The sequence below is a fragment of the Falsiroseomonas ponticola genome (assembly GCF_016805305.1).
GTDB lineage: Bacteria > Pseudomonadota > Alphaproteobacteria > Acetobacterales > Acetobacteraceae > Falsiroseomonas > Falsiroseomonas ponticola.
Map to the genome: position 1 here is coordinate 13,427 of NZ_JAERQN010000023.1, position 17,990 is coordinate 31,416.

The 17,990-nt window shown below is 68.9% G+C and carries 17 protein-coding genes, 1 tRNA gene and 1 pseudogene; 9 read left to right on the forward strand and 10 right to left on the reverse strand.

The features are described from left to right. Window positions 1-146: 146 nt before the first annotated feature. Window positions 147-356 carry a hypothetical protein gene (locus JJI54_RS31220; protein ID WP_203077338.1) on the reverse strand — a complete coding sequence of 70 codons (210 nt, stop codon included), beginning with the start codon at window positions 354-356 and terminating at the stop codon, window positions 147-149. Window positions 357-595: 239 nt separating this feature from the next. On the opposite strand from JJI54_RS31220, the gene rpmI reads away from it, so the two are divergent. From rpmI to pheT, 5 genes are all read left to right on the forward strand, one after another. Then, window positions 596-802, forward strand: a complete 207-nt coding sequence (gene rpmI / locus JJI54_RS31225; protein ID WP_164694040.1) for a 50S ribosomal protein L35 — start codon at window positions 596-598, stop codon at window positions 800-802. A 15-nt stretch (window positions 803-817) separates the two neighbouring features. Then, window positions 818-1,183 (forward strand): 50S ribosomal protein L20, encoded by a 366-nt coding sequence (rplT, locus tag JJI54_RS31230; RefSeq protein WP_164694039.1) that lies wholly within the window; start codon window positions 818-820, stop codon window positions 1,181-1,183. Window positions 1,184-1,272: 89 nt separating this feature from the next. Next, complete coding sequence (locus JJI54_RS31235) at window positions 1,273-1,659, forward strand: hypothetical protein (protein WP_203077339.1); 387 nt, start codon at window positions 1,273-1,275, stop codon at window positions 1,657-1,659. Beyond that, a complete protein-coding gene (gene pheS / locus JJI54_RS31240; protein ID WP_203077340.1) occupies window positions 1,659-2,744 on the forward strand; it encodes a phenylalanine--tRNA ligase subunit alpha in 1,086 nt (361 codons plus the stop codon). The genes JJI54_RS31235 and pheS overlap by 1 nt, the downstream gene beginning before the upstream one ends. 4 nt (window positions 2,745-2,748) lie before the next feature. Beyond that, complete coding sequence (gene pheT / locus JJI54_RS31245) at window positions 2,749-5,223, forward strand: phenylalanine--tRNA ligase subunit beta (protein ID WP_203077341.1); 2,475 nt, start codon at window positions 2,749-2,751, stop codon at window positions 5,221-5,223. Here the strand turns inward: pheT and JJI54_RS31250 are convergent. The 5 genes from JJI54_RS31250 to JJI54_RS31270 all read right to left on the reverse strand — a co-directional run bounded on the left by JJI54_RS31250 (window position 5,220) and on the right by JJI54_RS31270 (window position 8,859). Continuing rightward, a complete protein-coding gene (locus JJI54_RS31250; protein WP_203077342.1) occupies window positions 5,220-5,501 on the reverse strand; it encodes a DUF2218 domain-containing protein in 282 nt (93 codons plus the stop codon). The genes pheT and JJI54_RS31250 overlap by 4 nt on opposite strands. Window positions 5,502-5,506: 5 nt before the next feature. Beyond that, entirely contained in the window at window positions 5,507-6,064 is a 558-nt protein-coding gene (locus JJI54_RS31255) for a PadR family transcriptional regulator (RefSeq protein WP_203077343.1), read from the reverse strand. A 129-nt stretch (window positions 6,065-6,193) separates the two neighbouring features. After that, the gene (locus JJI54_RS31260; protein ID WP_203077344.1) at window positions 6,194-7,150 is read right to left on the reverse strand and encodes a Bug family tripartite tricarboxylate transporter substrate binding protein; all 957 of its coding nucleotides are present in this window, start codon (window positions 7,148-7,150) and stop codon (window positions 6,194-6,196) included. A 36-nt stretch (window positions 7,151-7,186) separates the two neighbouring features. Further along, entirely contained in the window at window positions 7,187-8,083 is an 897-nt protein-coding gene (locus tag JJI54_RS31265) for an SMP-30/gluconolactonase/LRE family protein (RefSeq protein WP_226382285.1), read from the reverse strand. Then, window positions 8,083-8,859, reverse strand: a complete 777-nt coding sequence (locus tag JJI54_RS31270) for a cytochrome b family protein (RefSeq protein WP_203077345.1) — start codon at window positions 8,857-8,859, stop codon at window positions 8,083-8,085. Before JJI54_RS31270 ends, JJI54_RS31265 begins: the two co-directional genes overlap by 1 nt. Window positions 8,860-8,980: 121 nt before the next feature. On the opposite strand from JJI54_RS31270, the gene JJI54_RS31275 reads away from it, so the two are divergent. Both JJI54_RS31275 and lepA read left to right on the forward strand, forming a co-directional pair. Beyond that, window positions 8,981-10,144, forward strand: coding sequence for an MFS transporter (locus tag JJI54_RS31275; RefSeq protein ID WP_203077346.1), 1,164 nt, complete (start codon window positions 8,981-8,983; stop codon window positions 10,142-10,144). 60 nt (window positions 10,145-10,204) lie between these two features. Beyond that, window positions 10,205-12,010 carry a translation elongation factor 4 gene (lepA, locus tag JJI54_RS31280; protein ID WP_203077347.1) on the forward strand — a complete coding sequence of 602 codons (1,806 nt, stop codon included), beginning with the start codon at window positions 10,205-10,207 and terminating at the stop codon, window positions 12,008-12,010. A gap of 54 nt (window positions 12,011-12,064) precedes the next feature. Here lepA and JJI54_RS31285 read toward each other — a convergent pair whose 3' ends face one another. Continuing rightward, window positions 12,065-13,054 (reverse strand): Bug family tripartite tricarboxylate transporter substrate binding protein, encoded by a 990-nt coding sequence (locus JJI54_RS31285; protein ID WP_203077348.1) that lies wholly within the window; start codon window positions 13,052-13,054, stop codon window positions 12,065-12,067. A gap of 238 nt (window positions 13,055-13,292) precedes the next feature. Here JJI54_RS31285 and JJI54_RS31290 point away from each other — a divergent pair, with 238 nt between their 5' ends. Beyond that, entirely contained in the window at window positions 13,293-14,276 is a 984-nt protein-coding gene (locus tag JJI54_RS31290) for a tripartite tricarboxylate transporter substrate-binding protein (RefSeq protein ID WP_203077349.1), read from the forward strand. 113 nt (window positions 14,277-14,389) lie between these two features. On the opposite strand, the gene add is transcribed toward JJI54_RS31290, so the two are convergent. Further along, window positions 14,390-15,472 (reverse strand): adenosine deaminase, encoded by a 1,083-nt coding sequence (gene add / locus JJI54_RS31295; RefSeq protein ID WP_203077350.1) that lies wholly within the window; start codon window positions 15,470-15,472, stop codon window positions 14,390-14,392. A gap of 171 nt (window positions 15,473-15,643) precedes the next feature. On the opposite strand from add, the gene JJI54_RS31300 reads away from it, so the two are divergent. Beyond that, window positions 15,644-15,733 (forward strand) — tRNA-Ser (locus JJI54_RS31300). 311 nt (window positions 15,734-16,044) lie between these two features. Here JJI54_RS31300 and brxL read toward each other — a convergent pair. Then, window positions 16,045-17,883, reverse strand: coding sequence for a protease Lon-related BREX system protein BrxL (gene brxL / locus JJI54_RS31305; protein ID WP_203077355.1), 1,839 nt, complete (start codon window positions 17,881-17,883; stop codon window positions 16,045-16,047). 3 nt (window positions 17,884-17,886) lie between these two features. Beyond that, window positions 17,887-17,990, reverse strand: a pseudogene (locus tag JJI54_RS31310) (IS5/IS1182 family transposase); the annotation flags it as partial.

Sequence of the window (17,990 nt, forward strand, 5' to 3'; positions counted from 1 at the left end):
GGGCGGTCCAGTTCGCGCTACGTTCCCCTCGCCAGGCGCCGCTTCGCGCCCGCGGCGGGGGGATACCCCCGCGAAAACGGTGCTAAACCCGTCTAATCGGCATAATCGGCTTAAACGGGTTAGTGGCCTAAAGGTCACAGTATCCGCTAGCGGTTGGCCGCCTTGTTGGTGCCGACATTCTCATGCCACTCCACCGGCAGCCCGTCCCAGCTGGTGATCTGCTTGCCCGGCCATTTGCGGCGGGTATAGACGGCGAAGCCATCTTCCGTGGCCTCCACATAGCCCGACTTGCCGTCGTTCAGCCTGAGCTTCGCCGCCAGCGCCTCGGCCTGTTCCTGCATGTAGGGGTCGGTCATCGTTTCCTCCTGCGGTGCCGCCCCAACGCCTGGCGGGCCGGAACCGTTCTGCCACGGATCGGGCCCCGGGGATTGCGCCGGATCGCCCCCGCCGCTATGAGGCGCCCTCCGCGCGCCAGGCCTTGTGTTGGACATGCCTGGCCGCGGATACGCGTCCCCGCCGCATGGTGCGGCCCCGAACCCCGCGAGGGAGGTAGGGTGCAAGGTGGGACGTGCCCGACCCGACCAGGAGGTCCGAAATGTCCAAGATGAAGACGAAGTCCAGCGTGAAGAAGCGCTTCACGCTGACGGCGACCGGCAAGGTCAAGGCGGGCGTGGGCAACAAGCGCCACATGCTGACCGCCAAGACCAACAAGATGAAGCTGCAGAATCGCGGCACCTTCGTGCTCCGGAAGCAGGACGGCGACACTGTGAAGCAGTGGATGCCCTACGGTGCGGCACGGTAAGGGGAGCGCGGAACCATGGCACGTGTGAAGCGGGGCGTTACGAAGCACGCCCGTCACAAGAAGGTCCTGAAGCTCGCCGAGGGCTATGTCGGCCGGTCCTCCACCGCCTATCGCCCCGCGCTGGAGCGGGTCGAGAAGGCGCTGCAGTATGCCTATCGCGACCGCCGCAACAAGAAGCGCGAGTTCCGGGGCCTCTGGATCCAGCGCATCAACGCCGCGGTGCGCGAGCATGGCCTGACCTATTCCCGCTTCATCGCGGGGCTGAAGGCCGCGGGCATCGAGATGGACCGCAAGGTGCTGGCCGCCGTCGCCTATGACGACGCGGCGGGCTTTGCCGCCATCGTCGAAAAGGCGAAGGGCGCCCTCCCCGCGCAGGCCTGAGCCCCTTCCGGGCAACGGGTTGATCGAAGACAAGAGGGCCGCTCCCGGCAGGGGGCGGCCTTTTGTCTATCGGCGGGAAGGGCATCGGCGTGTCGCTCGATGACGTGGTCAAGCTGCTGAGGGATCGGTTCGAGGAGATCGGCCCGAGTGCCGACCCGCTCTTCGAGGCTGAGGAGGTCGCAACCTGGGCCGCAGCAGCGGGTATCGAACGCCACGCCCTGCTTGATGCGATCGGCCTTCACCTGGCGCGCGCCTTCCACGACCGGCAGCTTGACTACGAATTCTGCAATGCCGTCGCGAACGATTTCTGGACTCTGCTGCTGACGACTGACGAGTTGCGGGAGAACTGGCCATCACGATTCACCGCCGTCTTCGAAGCCTTCGAGGCCGGTGAGGTCCAGCGAGATCCATTGCTGGACCCTGTCGAATGGATGGTGCGCCCGCTCATCGCCGAATTGCTGGGGATCATGAACTGATGTCCGACGACCTTTCCGCCCTGCGGGCCGAGACCGAGGCCGCCCTTGCCGGCGCCGCCGATCTTCGCGCGCTGGATGCCGTGCGCGTCGCGGTGCTCGGCAAGTCCGGCAGCCTCTCGGCCCTGCTGAAGGGCCTGGGCCAAGTGCCGGCCGACCAGCGCAAGGAACGCGGCGCGGCGCTGAACCGCCTGAAGAACGAGATCGAAGCGCTGCTCGAATCCCGCCGCGCGAGCCTGGAGGAAGCCGCGCTCGATGCGCGGCTGAAGGCGGAGCGGATCGACGTCTCCCTGCCGCCCCGCCCCTTCGCCGCCGGCACCGCGGCGGATGGCGGCATCCACCCCATCAGCCGCACGATCGAGGAACTGACCGCGATCTTCGGCGCCATGGGTTTTCGCGTCGTCGAAGGCCCGGACATCGAGAGCGACTGGCACAATTTCGGCGCGCTCAACATCCCGGACCACCACCCGGCGCGGCAGGACCACGACACCTTCTACATGCCCGGCACGGATGCCAACGGCCATCGCCGCGTGCTGCGCACCCAGACCTCGCCGCTGCAGATCCGCACCATGCTGGGCGAGGCCCCGCCCATCCGCATCATCGCCCCCGGCCGCACCTACCGCGCCGACCATGACGCGACCCACTCGCCCATGTTCCACCAGGTGGAGGGGCTGGTGATCGACCGCGACATCACGCTCGGCCACCTCAAGGGCTGCCTCATCGACTTCCTGCGCAGCTTCTTCGGAATCAGCGACCTGCCGGTGCGCTTCCGCTCCTCCTACTTCCCCTTCACCGAGCCCTCCATGGAAGTGGACATCGGCTGGAACCGGAAGACGGGCGAACTCGGCGGCGGCGGCGACTGGCTGGAGATTCTCGGCTCCGGCATGGTCCACCCGAAGGTGCTGGCCAATTGCGGGCTGGACCCGCGGGAATGGCAGGGCTTCGCCTTCGGCATGGGGATCGAGCGCATCACCATGCTGAAGCACGGCATGCCCGACCTCCGTCCCTTCTACGAAAGCGACCTCCGCTGGCTGCGCCACTACGCCGCCGATCCGCTGGCCCCCGCCTCCCTGCACGAGGGGATCTGACCCCATGAAGTTCACGATGAGCTGGCTGCGTGAGCACCTCGAGACCGAGGCCACGCTCGACCAGATCAGCACCACCCTCTCCGCCATCGGGATCGAGGTGGAGGGTATCGAGGATCGCGCCGCGGCGCTTTCCGGCTTCCGCATCGCGCGCGTGATCGAGGCGACCCAGCACCCCAACGCGGACCGCCTGCGCGCGCTGCGCGTCGATCTCGGCGATGGGCGCGAATACTCGGTGGTCTGCGGCGCGCCCAATGCGCGCACCGGCATGGTCGGCGTGGCCGCGCTGCCCGGCAGCTTCATCCCCGGCACCGGCATCACGCTGAAGGTCGGCGAGATCCGCGGCGTGAAGTCGGAAGCGATGATGCTGTCGTCGCGGGAGATGGGCCTCGGCGACGACCACAGCGGCATCGTGGACCTGCCGGCGGATGCGCCGGTCGGCGCGCGCTATGTCGATTACGCCGGCCTCGACGATCCGATCATCGAGATCAAGGTCACGCCGAACCGCGGCGATGCGCTCTCCGTCCGCGGCATTGCGCGGGACCTGGCGGCGGCGGGCCTCGGCACGCTGAAGCCCTGGCTGGTGGAGCCGGTCGCGGCCGCCTATCCCTCGCCGCTCACCTGGCGCATCGAGGATCCGCGCGCCTGCAGCTGGGTGCTGGGCCGCGCCGTCCGCGGCGTGAAGAACGGGCCGAGCCCGCAATGGCTGCAGGACCGGCTGGTGGCGATCGGGCTGCGCCCCATCAACGCGCTGGTCGACGTCACCAACTTCTTCACCTTCGCCGTCGGCCGCCCGCTGCATGTCTTCGACACCAGCAAGGTCGCGGGCACCACGCTGTCCATGCGCATGGCCAAGGATGGCGAGGAGCTGCTGGCCCTCAATGGCAAGACCTACGCGCTGACCAGCGAGGATGGCGTCATCGCCGACGAAGCCCGCGTGGAAGCGCTGGGCGGTGTCATCGGCGGCGAGCATTCCGGCTGCGACGAGGCCACCACCGAGTGCTTCATCGAATGCGCGCTCTTCGACCCCGTGCGCATCGCGCTGTCGGGTCGCCGGCATGACGTGCGCACCGATGCGCGGTCGCGCTTCGAGCGGGGCATCGATCCCTCCCTGCTGCCCAAGGCGCTCGATGCCGCGACGCGGATGATCATGGAGCTCTGTGGCGGCGAGGCCTCCGAGGTCTCCGCCGCCGGCGCCGAGCCCGCCTGGGCGCGGGAGGCGACGCTGCGCTTCGCCCGCGTGAAGGAACTGGGCGGCCTCGACATCGCGCCCGACCTGGCGGTGGAGCGGCTGACGCGGCTCGGCTTCTGCCCGGTGAAGCGGGACGAGGCGTCGGTCACGGTCGCCGTGCCGCCCTGGCGGAACGACATCGCGGGCCATGGCGCGCTGGCGCAGGACCCCTCCCTGCCCGCCGCCCGCGCCCAGGCCGCCGCCGAGGGCTGCGCCGCGATCGAGCCGGAATGCGACCTGGTGGAGGAAGTGCTGCGCCTCGGCGGGCTGGACGCCGTGCCGGCCGTCTCGCTGCCCGTGGCGAGCCCGGTACCGCGGCCCGCGCTGTCGCCCAAGCAGTCCCGCGCCGCGCTGGCCCGCCGCGTGCTGGCCGCGCGCGGGCTGCTGGATTGCGTGACCTATGGCTTCCTGGCGAAGGACCAGGCCGCGCTGTTCGGCGAGACGCCGGACAACCTCCACCTGGAGAACCCCATCGCCAGCGACCTCGACCAGATGCGGCCGACGCCGGTGGCCTCGCTCGCCCTGGCCGCCGCCCGCAACGCCGCGCGGGGCTTCGCGGATGTGGGCCTGGCCGAGATCGGCGGCGCCTATCGCGACCCCGCCGCGGGCGCCAGCCAGCTGGCCGTGGCCGCGGGGCTGCGCGCCGGCGAGACGGCGCCGAACTGGGCGGCGCCTTCGCGGGCCGTGGATGCGATGGATGCGAAGGGCGATGCGCTGGCGGTGCTGGCGGCGCTTGGCGTGCCGATGGCCGCCGTCTCCGTCACCACCGATGCGCCGGGCTTCTACCACCCCGGCCGCTCCGGCGTGGTGCGCCAGGGCCCGAAGGTGGTGCTGGCGACCTTCGGGGAGCTGCACCCGAAGTTGCGGCGGGAGATCGGCCTCGCCGGCCCCGCCGTGGCCTTCGAGGTGTTCCTGGACGCCATCCCGGACCCCAAGCGCCGCAAGAAGGCGGTGCCGGACCTGCCGGCCTTCCAGCCGCTGCGGCGCGACTTCGCCTTCCTGGTCGAAGCCGGCGTGGCCGCGGATGCCGTGCTGCGCGCCGCCCGCAACGCCGACAAGGCGCTGGTGACGGAGGCCGTGCTGTTCGACCGCTATGCCGGCGACAAGGTGGCGGAGGGCAAGGTCAGCCTCGCCATCCAGGTCACGCTGCAGCCGCGCGAGCGGACGCTGACGGATGCGGAGATCGAGGCCGCCAGCCAGAAGATCGTCGCCGCCGTCACCAAGGCGACGGGGGCGACACTCCGCGGTTAGGCAGCCTGCCAGGCCACCTGCGGCGGATCGCGGAAGGCGAAGCGCAGCAGGTGGTCGGCCACCACCTTCTGCATCCGCGCCATCACCGCCTCGTCCGCGGCGGTGAGGCGCATGACCAGCACGCCTTCCTGCGCTTCCAGCTCGCAGAGCGCCTCGGTGAATTCGATGCGGCCCGTTGCCTCGTCATGGCTGGCCGGGATGCGGTGGCCGAAATGCTTGCAGAGCTGGCCCATGTATCGGCCAGGCGTTTCGGTCTCGACGCGGGCGATCGTCATCATGGCGCTCACCCCTGCTCCACCACGCGGGCCGCGGCATCGATGGCATCCGCGATGCGCTGGCGATGCGCGGCATCGATCGGCCCCTGGCCCATGCGCATGCGCAGCGCGAGCTTCAGGTTCTCCATGGCGCGGCGGATCTGCAGCGTGGCGGCGAAAGCCTCCTCGCCGCCGGCCTGGCGCATGCGGGCCAGGATCGCGTCCAGCACGGTGCGGTTCTCCGCCAGCGCCTGCTCGCCTTCCGGCGTCAGGCTGTAGAGCTTGCGGCTGCCCTCGGCCGCGGCGCTGACCTGGCCGATCTCCTCCAGCAGCGTCAGCGTCGGGTAGATGACGCCGGGGCTGGGCGAATAGGTGCCGGCCAGGCGGTCCTCGATGGCCTTGATGATCTCGTATCCATGGCGCGGCTTCTCCGCGATCAGGGCCAGGATGACCAGGCGCAAATCGCCCTGGCCGAACAGGCGGCCGCCGAAGCCGCCGCGGCGGTGGTGATGGAGGCCGGGGCCGCCCTCCCGGCCGAAGCGGTGGCCGAAGCGGCGGCCCTCATGGCGATGGTGGTGAAAGAACATGCAACCCTCCGACTGAACTTCGATATATCTGGAGTCCGATATATCGAAGTACGGTCGGTGGGCTCAAGCCGGATAGTTCGGCAAAGTGTAACGGCGCGGGCGGACCCCGGGGCGGCCCGCGCCCTTCCCCTATTCGGGCCTGATGCCCGCGCGCTGGAGAACCCCGGCCATGCGCGGGATCTCCTTCGTGACGTGGTCGCGCAGCGCCTCCGGCGTGCTGCCGACCGGCTCGATGCCCAGCTCGGCCATGCGCGCGCGCACATCGGGCTGGCCCATGGCGGCGACCAGGTCGGCATGGATGCGCGCCACGATGGGCGCCGGCGTGTTGCCCGGGGCGAAGATGGCCAGCCAGGCCTGTGCCTCGAAGCCCGGCAGGCCGGCTTCCGCCACCGTCGGCAGGTCGGGCAGCGCCGTCATCCGCCGGGCGGAGGAGACGGCGATGGCCCGCCAGGCGCCGTCCCGCACCCGGGGCAGCGCCACCACGCCGCTCTGGAAGCTCATCGTCACGCGGCCGGTCTGCACATCCACGATCTGCGCGGCGGGATCGTTGTAGGCCACGCCGTTCAGCTCCACCCCCGCCATCTGCGCCAGCATCTCGCCGCCGATGTGCTGGGACGTGCCCGGCCCGGCATGGCCGAAGCTGACCTGGCCGGGGCGCGCGCGCGCCTGGCCGATGATGTCCTGCACCGTGCGCGCCGGGTTGCTGTTGGCGACGACGAGGACATTCGGCGTGAAGCCCAGCAGCGTGACGGGCGCGAGGTCCCGCTGCGGATCATAGGGCGGGCGCGGCGCCATGGAGACGCGGACCACGATCGCGGCATCGCCGGTCAGGACCAGCGTATGGCCATCCGGCGCGGATCGCGCGACGCGATCGACGCCGATGGTGCCGGCGGCGCCGACGACATTGGTCACCACCACCGGCTGCCCCCAGGCGGCCTGCAGATGGGGGGCCAGCAGCCGGCCGAGCACATCCTGCGACGTGCCCGGCCCGAAGGGGGAGACGATGGTGACGGGCCGGTCCGGCCAGGCCAGCGCGGGCCTTGCGACAAGCGCGACGAGGCCGGCGATCAGCAGCAGGCGACGCATGTGTTGTTCCTCCCTGTCCTTGTGTCGCGGCGCCGGTCAGGCGGCGCCGCGCGTATTGAGGTAGATGGCGTAGAGCGAGGTCTGGGCCGTGATGAACAGCCGGTTCCGCTTCGCCCCGCCGAAGCAGAGGTTGCCCGCCATTTCCGGCAGCGGGATCAGGCCGATCAGCGTGCCGTCCGGCGCATGGCAGCGCACGCCATCCCCGGCCGCGGCCCAGAGGTTGCCGTGCACGTCGCAGCGCAGCCCGTCGAACAGCCCGGCATCGCAGGCGGCGAAATGCCGGCCGGGCCCGACGCGCCCGTCCCTGATCGGGTAGGCGCGGATCTCGACCGGCCGCGCCGGGTCATGCGTGCGCCCGGTCTCGCTGACATGGAGCGTGCCGCCATCGGGGCTGAAGCAGAGGCCGTTGGGGCGGAGCATGTCGGTGACCATGGCCTCCACCACCCCGTCCCGCGGATGCACGCGATAGACGTGGCAGGCGCCGATCTCGCTGGCGGCGGCATCGCCTTCATAGTCGCTGTCGATGCCGTAGGTCGGGTCCGTGAACCACACCGCGCCATCGGGCGCGACCGTCACGTCATTGGGCGAATTGAGCCGCCTGCCCTGCCAGCGATCCGCGATCACGCGGCGCGTGCCGTCATGCTCCGTCCGCGTCACCGCGCGGCCGCGATGCTCGCAGGACAGCAGCCGCCCTTCCTGGTCCACCGCGTGGCCATTCTCGTTGTTGCAGGGCTGGCGGAAGACGGAGACGCTGCCATCCGTCTCGTCCCATCGCAGCAGGCGGTCGTTCGGGATGTCGGACCAGACCAGGTAGCGCCCGGCGGCGAACCAGGCGGGCCCTTCCACCCAGCGCCCGCCGGTCCACAGCCGCTCCAGCTTCGCATGGCCGATCACCAGGGGCGCGAAGCGGGGGTCGATGATCCGTGCCTCCATCAGGCGGACCTCCCCTCCCCTTCCCCGGGCGGCGGCACCACGCCGGGGCGAAGCAGCGGCGATCGCAGCCGGCCCCAGATGGCGACATAGGTATCGACATGCCGCCCGCCCCAGGCCTGCAGCACGGCGAAGGCCGCCAGCGCCAGGTAGGGCAGCGCCAGCAGCAGCATCAGCGGCGCCGGGAAGCCGAGGATGGAGAGCGCGAGCAGGATGACGATCGGCCCGGCGCCGATGGAGCCCCAGCCGATGGCCTTGTGCAGGCGCTCGAACAGGATGCGCCGGGGCGTCATGTCGAAATGGTCGCCGCGCCAGGTCTCCGGCCGGGCGGGATCGGCGGCGGGGTCCGTCGGCCCGCCCTTGCTGCCGCGCGCGGCGCTGAGCGCGACCTGCGCGAGCGCGAGCAGCACCAGCCCGAGGCCGATCTGCCCGTGCAGGCTGTAGAAGGACCCGCCCGTGGCGGCCAGGATCGCCGCCGTGCCGGCCAGCGTCAGCGCCACGCCGCCATGCTGCAGCTGCCGGTGCCGGTTCCACCAGAACTGGTTGTCGAGCTGATCCGGGAAGCGCTGCTGGCGCGTCACCTTGCGCCAGCGCGCGATGGCCGCGCCGGCCGGCAGCATGGCGCCCCAGGCGGTGGCCATCAGCGCGCCATGGGCCACGATGGCGGGCGGGTAGCCCTGCGCATCCAGCAGCCAGGCGACGGCCCCGCCATAGGCGGCCAGGGCGAGGAACAGGGGGATCGGCGAGGGCCCGACGCATAGTTTCGCTGGTAACGCCATGCCGTTCCCGTTCTCCCCTGCATCGATGATGCCGATGCGGCGTCGAAAGAACAATGGGCGCGCATGGCCGTCTGCCCGCGATCCGCGGCATGGTGGCGGCGGGATGGGGGGAGACCGGGACATGCGGGATGGCAAGGGGTGGCACCTCGCGGTGCTGTGCCTGGCGGTGGTGCTGGTGCTTTCCGTCTGGTTCGCGGGCACCGCCGCCGTGCCGGGGCTGATCGCGGCGGGGCTGATCGAGCCGGCGCGGGCGGGGTCGCTGACCATGGCGGTGCAGCTGGGCTTCGTGGCGGGCACGCTGGTCTCCGCCGTGCTGTCGCTGGCGGACCGGCGCGACCCGCGGCGGCTGTTCCTGGCCTCCGCCCTGCTGGCCTCCGCCGCGACGCTGGCGCAGCTGCTGGCCGAGCCTTCCGGCTTCCTGGCGCTGGTGCTGCGCTTCGTCGCGGGGGCGGCGATGGCGGGGGTCTATCCCGTGGGCATGAAGCTGGCGGCGAGCTGGGCGAAGGGGGACCTCGGCCTGCTGATCGGGCTGCTGGTCGGCGCCGTGACGCTGGGTTCAGCCCTGCCGCATCTGGCGCCGAGCCTGCTGGCGGGGCTCGGCTGGCAGGCGGCCTATCTGGGCGCGGGGGTGCTGGCCGCCGCCGGGGGCCTGCTGATCCTGGCCTTCCGCCCTGGCCCGATCATGGGCGCGCGGCCGCCCTTCCGCCCGGCCCAGGCGCAGGAGGCGTGGCGGAACAAGGGGTTGCGCCTCGCGAACCTCGGCTATCTCGGCCATATGTGGGAACTCTATGCCATGTGGGCCTGGGTCGGGCTGTTCCTGGCGGGCGTGCTGGGCGGCCAGGCGGGGCCCTGGACCTTCGCGGTGGTGGCCGCCGGCGCGCTGGGCTGCGTCGCGGCGGGCTTGCTGGCCGATCGCTGGAACAGGGCGAGCGTCGCGGCGCTCTGCATGCTGGTCTCGGGCAGTTGCGCCCTGCTGGCGGGGCCGGCCACGGCGCTGGGGCCGGCGGTGGTGCTGGCGCTGGCGCTGGTCTGGGGCTTCGCGGTGGTGGCGGATTCGGCGCAGTTCTCGGCCTGCATCGTCACCCTCTCGCCCCCCGACTATGTCGGCACCATGCTGACGGTGCAGACCAGCCTCGGCTTCCTGCTGACGGCCTTCACCATCTTCCTGGTGCCGGCCGCGGTCGGCTGGCTGGGCTGGGACTGGGCCTTCGCGGTGCTGGCGCCGGGGCCGCTGCTGGGGGCGATCGCGATGCTGAAGCTGCGGCCCTTGCTGAACCGCGCTTGACGCAAAGCTTTCCAGGGCGCCCCACAACCCCTATGTGAGCCCCAAACCCGCAGGCCCCTCATGACCGACGTACCCCTCGACCGCATCCGCAACTTCTCCATCATCGCCCATATCGACCATGGGAAATCGACGCTCGCCGACCGGCTGATCCAGAACACCGGCACGGTCGCGCTGCGCGACATGAAGGAACAGCTCCTCGACAACATGGAGCTGGAGCGGGAGCGCGGCATCACCATCAAGGCGCAGACCGTCCGCCTGGCCTACAAGGCGCAGGACGGGCTGACCTACACGCTGAACCTGATGGACACGCCAGGCCATGTTGACTTCGCCTATGAGGTCAGCCGGTCGCTGGCGGCCTGCGAGGGCTCGCTGCTGGTCGTCGATGCCTCCCAGGGCGTGGAGGCGCAGACGCTGGCCAATGTGTACCAGGCCATCGACGCCAACCACGAGATCGTCCCGGTCCTCAACAAGATCGACCTGCCGGCGGCCGAGCCCGACCGGGTGAAGCAGCAGATCGAGGATGTGATCGGCATCGATGCCTCCGACGCCGTGATGATCAGCGCCAAGACCGGGCTGAACATCGAGGGCGTGCTGGAAGCCATCGTGACCCGCCTGCCCGCGCCCACCGGCAACCCCAATGCGGCCCTGAAGGCGCTGCTGGTGGATAGCTGGTACGACGCCTATCTCGGCGTGGTCGTGCTGGTGCGCGTCAAGGACGGCGTGCTGCGCAAGGGCCAGAAGATCCGCATGATGTCGAACGGCTCCACGCACACGGTGGAGCAGGTCGGCGTCTTCACGCCGAAGATGGTGCCGGTGGATTACCTGAGCCCCGGCGAGATGGGCTACGTCACCGCCGCCATCAAGACGGTGGCCGATACTAATGTCGGCGACACGCTCACGGAAGACCGCAACCCCGCCAGCGAGGCGCTGCCCGGCTTCAAGCCCAGCGTGCCGGTGGTGTGGTGCGGGCTCTACCCCGTCGATGCCGATGATTTCGAGAAGCTGCGGGAGAGCGTCGCCAAGCTGCGGCTGAACGACAGCAGCTTCCACTACGAGGCCGAGCACAGCGCGGCGCTCGGCATGGGCTATCGCTGCGGCTTCCTCGGCCTGCTACACCTGGAGATCGTGCAGGAACGCCTGTCGCGGGAATTCGACCTCGACCTGATCGCGACGGCGCCTTCCGTCGTCTACAAGATCCGCCGCACCAACGGCGTGGTGAGCGAGCTGCACAACCCCGCCGACATGCCCGATCCCTCCGTGATCGATGAGATCGAGGAGCCCTGGATCAAGGCGACGATCATGGTGCCGGACGAATACCTCGGCCCCGTGCTGACGCTGTGCAGCGAACGCCGCGGGCAGCAGCTGGAGCTGACCTATGTGGGCGCCCGCGCCATGGCGGTCTATCGCCTGCCGCTGAACGAGGTGGTCTTCGACTTCTATGACCGGCTGAAGTCCATCAGCCGCGGCTATGCCAGCTTCGACTACCAGGTGGATGACTACGTCGCCGGCGACCTGGTGAAGATCTCCATCCTGGTGAACAGCGAACCGGTCGATGCCCTGTCCTTCATGGCGCATCGCAGCCAGGCGGACCGCCGCGGCCGGCAGATCTGCGAGAAGCTGAAGGAGCTGATTCCCCGCCAGCTCTTCAAGATTCCGATCCAGGCCGCCATCGGCGGCCGCGTCATCGCGCGGGAGACGATCAGCGCCATGTCGAAGGACGTGACCGCCAAGTGCTACGGCGGCGACATCAGCCGCAAGCGCAAGCTCCTCGACAAGCAGAAGGAGGGCAAGAAGCGCATGCGCCAGTTCGGCAAGGTGGAAATCCCGCAGAGCGCCTTCATCGCCGCGCTCAAGATGGACGCCTGAAGCACGCTGCCGGGGCGGCATCTCCCTTGAGGAGGGGCGCCGCCCCGGTTCCCGTCAGACCTCGACGCGGATGTTCTTCTCCCGCACCAGCTGCGCCCATTGCGCCCGCTCGGCGCGCGCGAAGGCGGCGAGTTCCTCGGGCGTGGAGGGCTCGGCCACGCCGGCCTGCTGGCGGAACACCGCCTGCGTCGTCTCATGCTGCATGCCCTGGCGCAGCGCCTCGTTCAGCCGGGCGATGACGGCGGGCGGCGTGCGCGCCGGCGCGTAGAGCGCGAGCCAGAGGCCGGTCGAGAGCGGCACGCCGAGTTCCGCCATCGTCGGCACGCCCGGCGTCAGGTCGATGCGGTTGGCATGCGCCAGGGCGAGGATGCGGGCGCGGTTGTCGCGCGCCAGGCTTTCCGCGCCGCCGACCGGCAGCATCATCGAATCGACCTGGCCCGCGGCCACCGCCTGCATGCCGGGCGCCTGCGCGGCGAAGGGCACGTGCAGCTTCTCGAACCGCTGCGCCCGCGCGACGAATTCGAAGGCGAGGTGGGAGGAGGAGCCGACGCCCCAGGAGGCGTGGGAAAGCCGCCCGGCCTCGCGCCGCGCCTCCCGCACGAAGCTCGCGAAATCCGTGATCTCCCGCCGATGCGCGCCGACCATGAGCGCGAAGGGCACGCGCGTGACCATGGAGATCGGCGCGAAATCCGCCTCGTCATTGTAGGGCAGGTTCGGGAAGGTGGAGCGGTTGATGGCGAAGGTGTCGGTGATGCCCATGGTGATGGTGGTGCCATCGGGGGCGGAGCGCGCCGCGGCCAGCGTGCCGACCGTGCCATTGGCGCCCGGGCGGTTGTCCACCACCACCGGCTGGCCGAGGGCGGCCTGCAGGCCGACCGCGACGCCGCGGCTGATCACATCCGTGATGCCGCCGGCATTGTAGGGGACGATGATGCGGACCGGCCGGTCCGGCATGGCGGGTTGGGCGATGGCAGGCCGCGCGAGCGGCAGGCCAGCCATGGTGGCGACGCCTGCCAGGACGGCGCGGCGGTTCAGACGCGTCATTGGATGCTTCCCTGTTTTATGGATTATCGGTAATCTTTCATCCACAAACTTTCGTTCAAGGGGACGCGCGAAGAAATCGGCGCGGCCGGTCGCGCCCAGGTTGCATCGGGCCCTGGCCGGAAGGCGGTTCCGCAAAACGGAACTGGCGCCCCGGAAACGGATGACATAGACGGGCCATCAAGGGTCCAGGCCTCGTTCGGCCGGGGGCCGGCCTTCCACCTTGAGGAGACGCACCGCAATGATCGGTTTCGGCAAGCGCGCCCTGATGGGGCTTGCGGCGGCAGCCATGCTGTCCGCCCCCGCCCTGGCGCAGGCCCCCTATCCCAGCCGCCCCATCACCATGATCATCCCCTTCGCGGCCGGTGGCCCGACCGACACGGTGGGCCGCCTGATCGCCCAGACCATGGGCAACGAACTCGGCCAGCCCGTGGTGGTGGAGAATGTCGGCGGCGCCGGCGGCACGCTGGGTGCCCAGCGCGTCGCGCAGGCGCGGCCGGATGGCTACACCATCCTGCTGCATCATATCGGCATGGCGACGATCCCGACGCTCTACCGCCGCGTGCCCTATGACGCGATCAATGGCTTCGAGACGATCGGCCTGGTCACGGACGTGCCGATGACGCTCGTCGCGCGCCGCAACTTCCCCGCCAACAACCTGGCCGAGCTGGTGCAGGTGATCCAGCGGGACCGGGAGAAGCTGAACTACGCCAATGCCGGCATCGGCGCGGCGAGCCACCTCTGCGGCCTGCTGTTCATGCACGCCATCAACGCCCCGATGACGACCGTGCCCTATCGCGGCACCGGCCCCGCCATGAACGACCTGGTGGCGGGCACGGTGGATTTGATGTGCGACCAGACCACCAGCACCACGGAGCAGATCCGCGGCGGCACCATCCGCGCCTTCGCGGTGACGACGCCGGCGCGCGTCGCCTCCCTGCCCGAGCTGCCGACGGCCGCCGAGGCGGGGCTGCCCGGCTTCGACGTCAGCGTCTGGCACGGCCTCTACGCGCCGCGGTCCACGCCGCGCCCGATCGTAGACCGGCTGAACCGCTCCCTCGTCTCCGCGCTGCGGGATGAGACGATCGCGCGCCGCTTCGCCGAACTCGGCACCGCGCCGGTGGCGATCGAGCGCGCGACGCCGGAAGCGCATCGCGCCTTCTGGCAGGCCGACATCGCCAAGTGGCGCCCCCTGATCCAGGCAGCCGGCCAGTTCGCCGATTGATTCGTCAGGCTGCCGCGGGCGGGTTGCGAAGCGGGGCGACCTGGCTTCGCAGCCGGCGCAGGCTTCGAGGTTGGACAAGGGGGGGCGGTCCGAAGGGGCCGCCCCTTCGCGTTTCAGCGGCGGGTGACGGCGAGGTCCAGCGTGCGGTCCTCCGGGTCAAGCTCCCGCTCCAGCGCGTCCAGCGCCTCGGTGAAGGAAGCCCGGAGCGCGGCCTTGCGCGCTTCCGGCAGCCAGCTCGCCTCCACGCCCGCCAAAGAGAGGTCGCGGGCTTCGGCCACGCCCCAGCCGAGATCGGCGAAGACGGTGCGCCAGCCATGGCCGAGCGTCGTGCCGAAGATGGCGGGGTCGTCCGTGCCCAGCACCAGCTTCAGCCCGGCCTCCCGCATCGCCCTGATGCGCTGGCGGCGCGGCGCGCGGTTGGGGGCCATGCCGGACCAGCAGGCCATGGTGAAGGGCACCTGTTCCGCCCGCGCCCGCGCCACCACCAGCGGGTCCGCCATGATGCCATAGCCATGGTCCAGCCGGTCGCAGCCCAGCGCGTCCCGGCAATGGCTGAAATGGGCGGGCGGTGCCTCGAACGGCGCCTGGTTGTCCTCACACAGATGGGCGGTGCGGCGAAGGCCGGCGCGCCCGGCCTGGCGCCAGGCCTCCACCCAGACCAGCGGCGGGCCCGCGCGCTCCGCCCCATCGAGCCCGATCCCCACGACCTGCGGGCGGGGGTGTTGTGCCATCCAGTCCAGCATCTGCAGCGCTTCGGAGGGCAGGCAGACGCTGCGGTCGATGCAGGCGATCAGGCGGGAGGAGACGCCATAGGCGCGCTCCGCGCGGTCCAGCCCCTCGATCAGCCCATCGACGAGTTCCGGGTAGCCGATGCCGGTCGGCGTCGAGTAGTGCGGGTTGAAGAAGATCTCGGCGTGGCGCGCATTGCCGTGGCGGTGGAGGTCCTCGATGCATTCGAAGGCGACGCGCGCGAAATCCTGCGGCGTCGCCATGGCCAGCGCGGCCAGGCGCAGGATCTCCAGGAAATCGTAGAAGGTCTCGAAGCGGTAGAGCTCGGCGGCCGGCTTCGGCAGGCGGAGCTCGTTGAGGTAGGCGAGTTCGTCGAGCGTCTCCGGCCGGATGGCGCCGGCGATGTGCAGGTGGAGTTCGACCTTCGGCACGGCGTCGAGATAGTCGGAGAAGGAGAGCATCGGCATCAGGCGGCGGCCGGGGCGTGGCGGCGGGGGATGGCGGGCGGCATGGGGCGGGTCCCCTCGGCGGTGGGAGCGCACGATCCGACGCGGCCCCGGGAGCGTCAATGACGCGTCGCATTTCCCCCGCGCCGGGGTTGCCCCCCCGCCCGCGGCTGGCTAGAACGCGGCCGCGCGGGACAGGTGGCCGAGTGGTCGAAGGCGCACGCCTGGAAAGTGTGTAGGCGCGAAAGCGTCTCGTGGGTTCGAATCCCACCCTGTCCGCCAGTTCCCATACGAGCCGTGCTCTCCGCCTGACCGGACGCCGCGCTGAGTGGCAGGTTTCCTGGGGTTTTCAGGGTAGACCTGTTGACTGGTCCGGCGCGGAGACGGCGGAAAATCGCTCTCCGAGGGCCGTTTCTCTCCGGACCTGCTGACTTGGGCGCTTTAGTACGGAACTCAAAAACCTAGGTAAATGGCCGGTTTCAGCGCGGCGGGCACTCGCCCTGCTTCGAATATTCGAGCGGTCCCCAAGAGCGGCCGGAGCACGAATCGGATATGCGGCAGCGTCAATTCTAACCTGCTGATTGCATAGCCGATCAGTTCAAGCCCAAAGCCTTGAAGGCAGCTGTCTTTGGATCCCCGAAAAAAATTGGATCGACGTGCTCCATCACATCGCCGCTGACCTCGAGATAGCTTCTCTTGTTCTCGATCGGGATCAGGGCGCGCTTCGCGCCATTGTCCATGGCGACTTGGAGCGGCTCTACCAAGGACCTCACGCCCTTGATGTTCCCTTGGATGCTGAGGTCGCCGAGAACTAGCAACGCCGCGGTGACGGGCGCCTTCTTGAGTGCGGAGAAGGCCGCGATGAGGAAGGCTAGCCCGATCTCCCCCTCAACTCGATTGTTCAGCAAATCGATGACCTCCACGTGAAGGTCCGACACATCGATTTCCTTGCCGATTCCCAGTTCGTTCTTCCTCGCAAGCATGTACCCAAACGCTCGGCTGACCGATTCCTTGGTGGCTCCGTTTACTCCGCCGGCAGTGCGCAACTTGCCCCCACCCGCTGCGACTGACACTTCAACGCGAAACATACCGACGGTTCCATCTTGCCCGACGCTCGCCGTGTAAACGGTGCCCGGTGGCATCGGCTCTGAAGATATGAGATTGCGCCCGCCTTGCTCGGGGACACCCACGAATCGCTCTTCGCCCGTGTCGCTATCCGTGTAGCTAAACGAAGTATGGTAATATTCGAACGAGCCCATCTTTTTGAGCTGCTCTTTCACCCTGCGCCGGCCCTCCATCGCGAATTCGAGTAGCTCTGCGATCTCGTCCTTTGTGGCATCCCCATGCGGATGAAGGATTTTCATCAAACCCGAAACGGTCTTCTTGACGGCCTTGCGGTCGCGGGTGACCAGGTGAGATCCCATCCCGAAGTGTCGGTCAACCACCTCCGTGAAGTTATGCTTGCGAAGATCTCGAAGCGCCTCAGCGAGGTAGTCGACCACAAAGCCATAGTGATCTGTGAACAGATCGTTCCGCATTTTCGGGATCTCCCATCCTGGGAGATAGAAATGTAGGCGGTCGATGAACGCCATGTCGTCTCGGATGACAGACGGCATTGGCTCAAAAAGGTGACCGGATTGAACCATCACTTCGATGGGTTGATTGGTGTTGCCAAACATCGCAACACTTGCCTCGCCGGAAGCTGCCTCCTGACCTCGCTGAAAAGACCCAGACTCGCAGTAGGTCTTCATCGTCGTGATGACTTCCTTCGGCATCTTCTCCAGGTCAGCGACCTCATCAAAGCCGACGACGTCCCAGATTTGCACCAGCCCCTTGGTCCGACCACCCATATGACCGAATAGATTGGCCACCGTAGTGGGGCCGGTCATGAGTGCCGCGTAGGGAGATACTTCCTGGATCACGTAGCTCTTGCCTGTCCCACGCGGCCCGAGCTCAACTAGGTTATAGTTGCGCTCACACAGCGGAATCAGCCTGGTCAGAAACAAGAATTTGAGCCTTCGCGTCATGCCATTGGGCTCGTAACCCATGCTGCGCAGCATCAGGTCGATCCACTCGTCGGTGGTGAACTCGCGACGCAGCCGCTGATAGTCCTCAAGAGCGAAGGTGGCGACCTGAATGGGCGTCAGCTTGTCGATCCAAAAGGGATTCTTCCCCTTGCCTTCCTCATCGTACTCGAAGCGCATATCGACCTGCGCCCAGATGCCACCGGTGAGCAGGCGTTCATAATCCCGGACATACTGGTCAGGAATATGGACGTTCCGGTTCCCAAAATTTGTCACATCCGCCCAATAGTCGGAATCGGTCAGTCGAACCTTGACCTTATCGATAAATGTCCAGCGCCCCTTTTCCTTGACTTTGCTTTGCGCCTTCATCGATTCGTCAGGCCGAATATAGTTCTCGGCTAGGCTCAGGACTCATTGGCCGAGCCAGAAGATGACGATGGCGGCGAGTGTGACGGCGCCGAAGAAGATGGTGGGGCATCGGTCGTAGCGGGTGGCGATGCGGCGCCAGTCCTTGA

Excerpts from the sequence above, each read along its gene's own strand:
- JJI54_RS31220 (WP_203077338.1), bottom strand. The coding sequence starts at position 356 with ATGACCGACCCCTACATGCAGGAACAGGCCGAGGCGCTGGCGGCGAAG.
- JJI54_RS31265 (WP_226382285.1), bottom strand. The coding sequence starts at position 8,083 with ATGGAGGCACGGATCATCGACCCCCGCTTCGCGCCCCTGGTGATCGGC.
- JJI54_RS31250 (WP_203077342.1), bottom strand. The coding sequence starts at position 5,501 with ATGATGACGATCGCCCGCGTCGAGACCGAAACGCCTGGCCGATACATG.
- JJI54_RS31260 (WP_203077344.1), bottom strand. The coding sequence starts at position 7,150 with ATGCGTCGCCTGCTGCTGATCGCCGGCCTCGTCGCGCTTGTCGCAAGG.
- JJI54_RS31255 (WP_203077343.1), bottom strand. The coding sequence starts at position 6,064 with ATGTTCTTTCACCACCATCGCCATGAGGGCCGCCGCTTCGGCCACCGC.
- JJI54_RS31275 (WP_203077346.1), top strand. The coding sequence starts at position 8,981 with ATGCGGGATGGCAAGGGGTGGCACCTCGCGGTGCTGTGCCTGGCGGTG.
- add (WP_203077350.1), bottom strand. The coding sequence starts at position 15,472 with ATGCCGATGCTCTCCTTCTCCGACTATCTCGACGCCGTGCCGAAGGTC.
- rplT (WP_164694039.1), top strand. The coding sequence starts at position 818 with ATGGCACGTGTGAAGCGGGGCGTTACGAAGCACGCCCGTCACAAGAAG.
- JJI54_RS31270 (WP_203077345.1), bottom strand. The coding sequence starts at position 8,859 with ATGGCGTTACCAGCGAAACTATGCGTCGGGCCCTCGCCGATCCCCCTG.
- pheS (WP_203077340.1), top strand. The coding sequence starts at position 1,659 with ATGTCCGACGACCTTTCCGCCCTGCGGGCCGAGACCGAGGCCGCCCTT.
- lepA (WP_203077347.1), top strand. The coding sequence starts at position 10,205 with ATGACCGACGTACCCCTCGACCGCATCCGCAACTTCTCCATCATCGCC.
- pheT (WP_203077341.1), top strand. The coding sequence starts at position 2,749 with ATGAAGTTCACGATGAGCTGGCTGCGTGAGCACCTCGAGACCGAGGCC.
- rpmI (WP_164694040.1), top strand. The coding sequence starts at position 596 with ATGTCCAAGATGAAGACGAAGTCCAGCGTGAAGAAGCGCTTCACGCTG.
- JJI54_RS31290 (WP_203077349.1), top strand. The coding sequence starts at position 13,293 with ATGATCGGTTTCGGCAAGCGCGCCCTGATGGGGCTTGCGGCGGCAGCC.
- JJI54_RS31285 (WP_203077348.1), bottom strand. The coding sequence starts at position 13,054 with ATGACGCGTCTGAACCGCCGCGCCGTCCTGGCAGGCGTCGCCACCATG.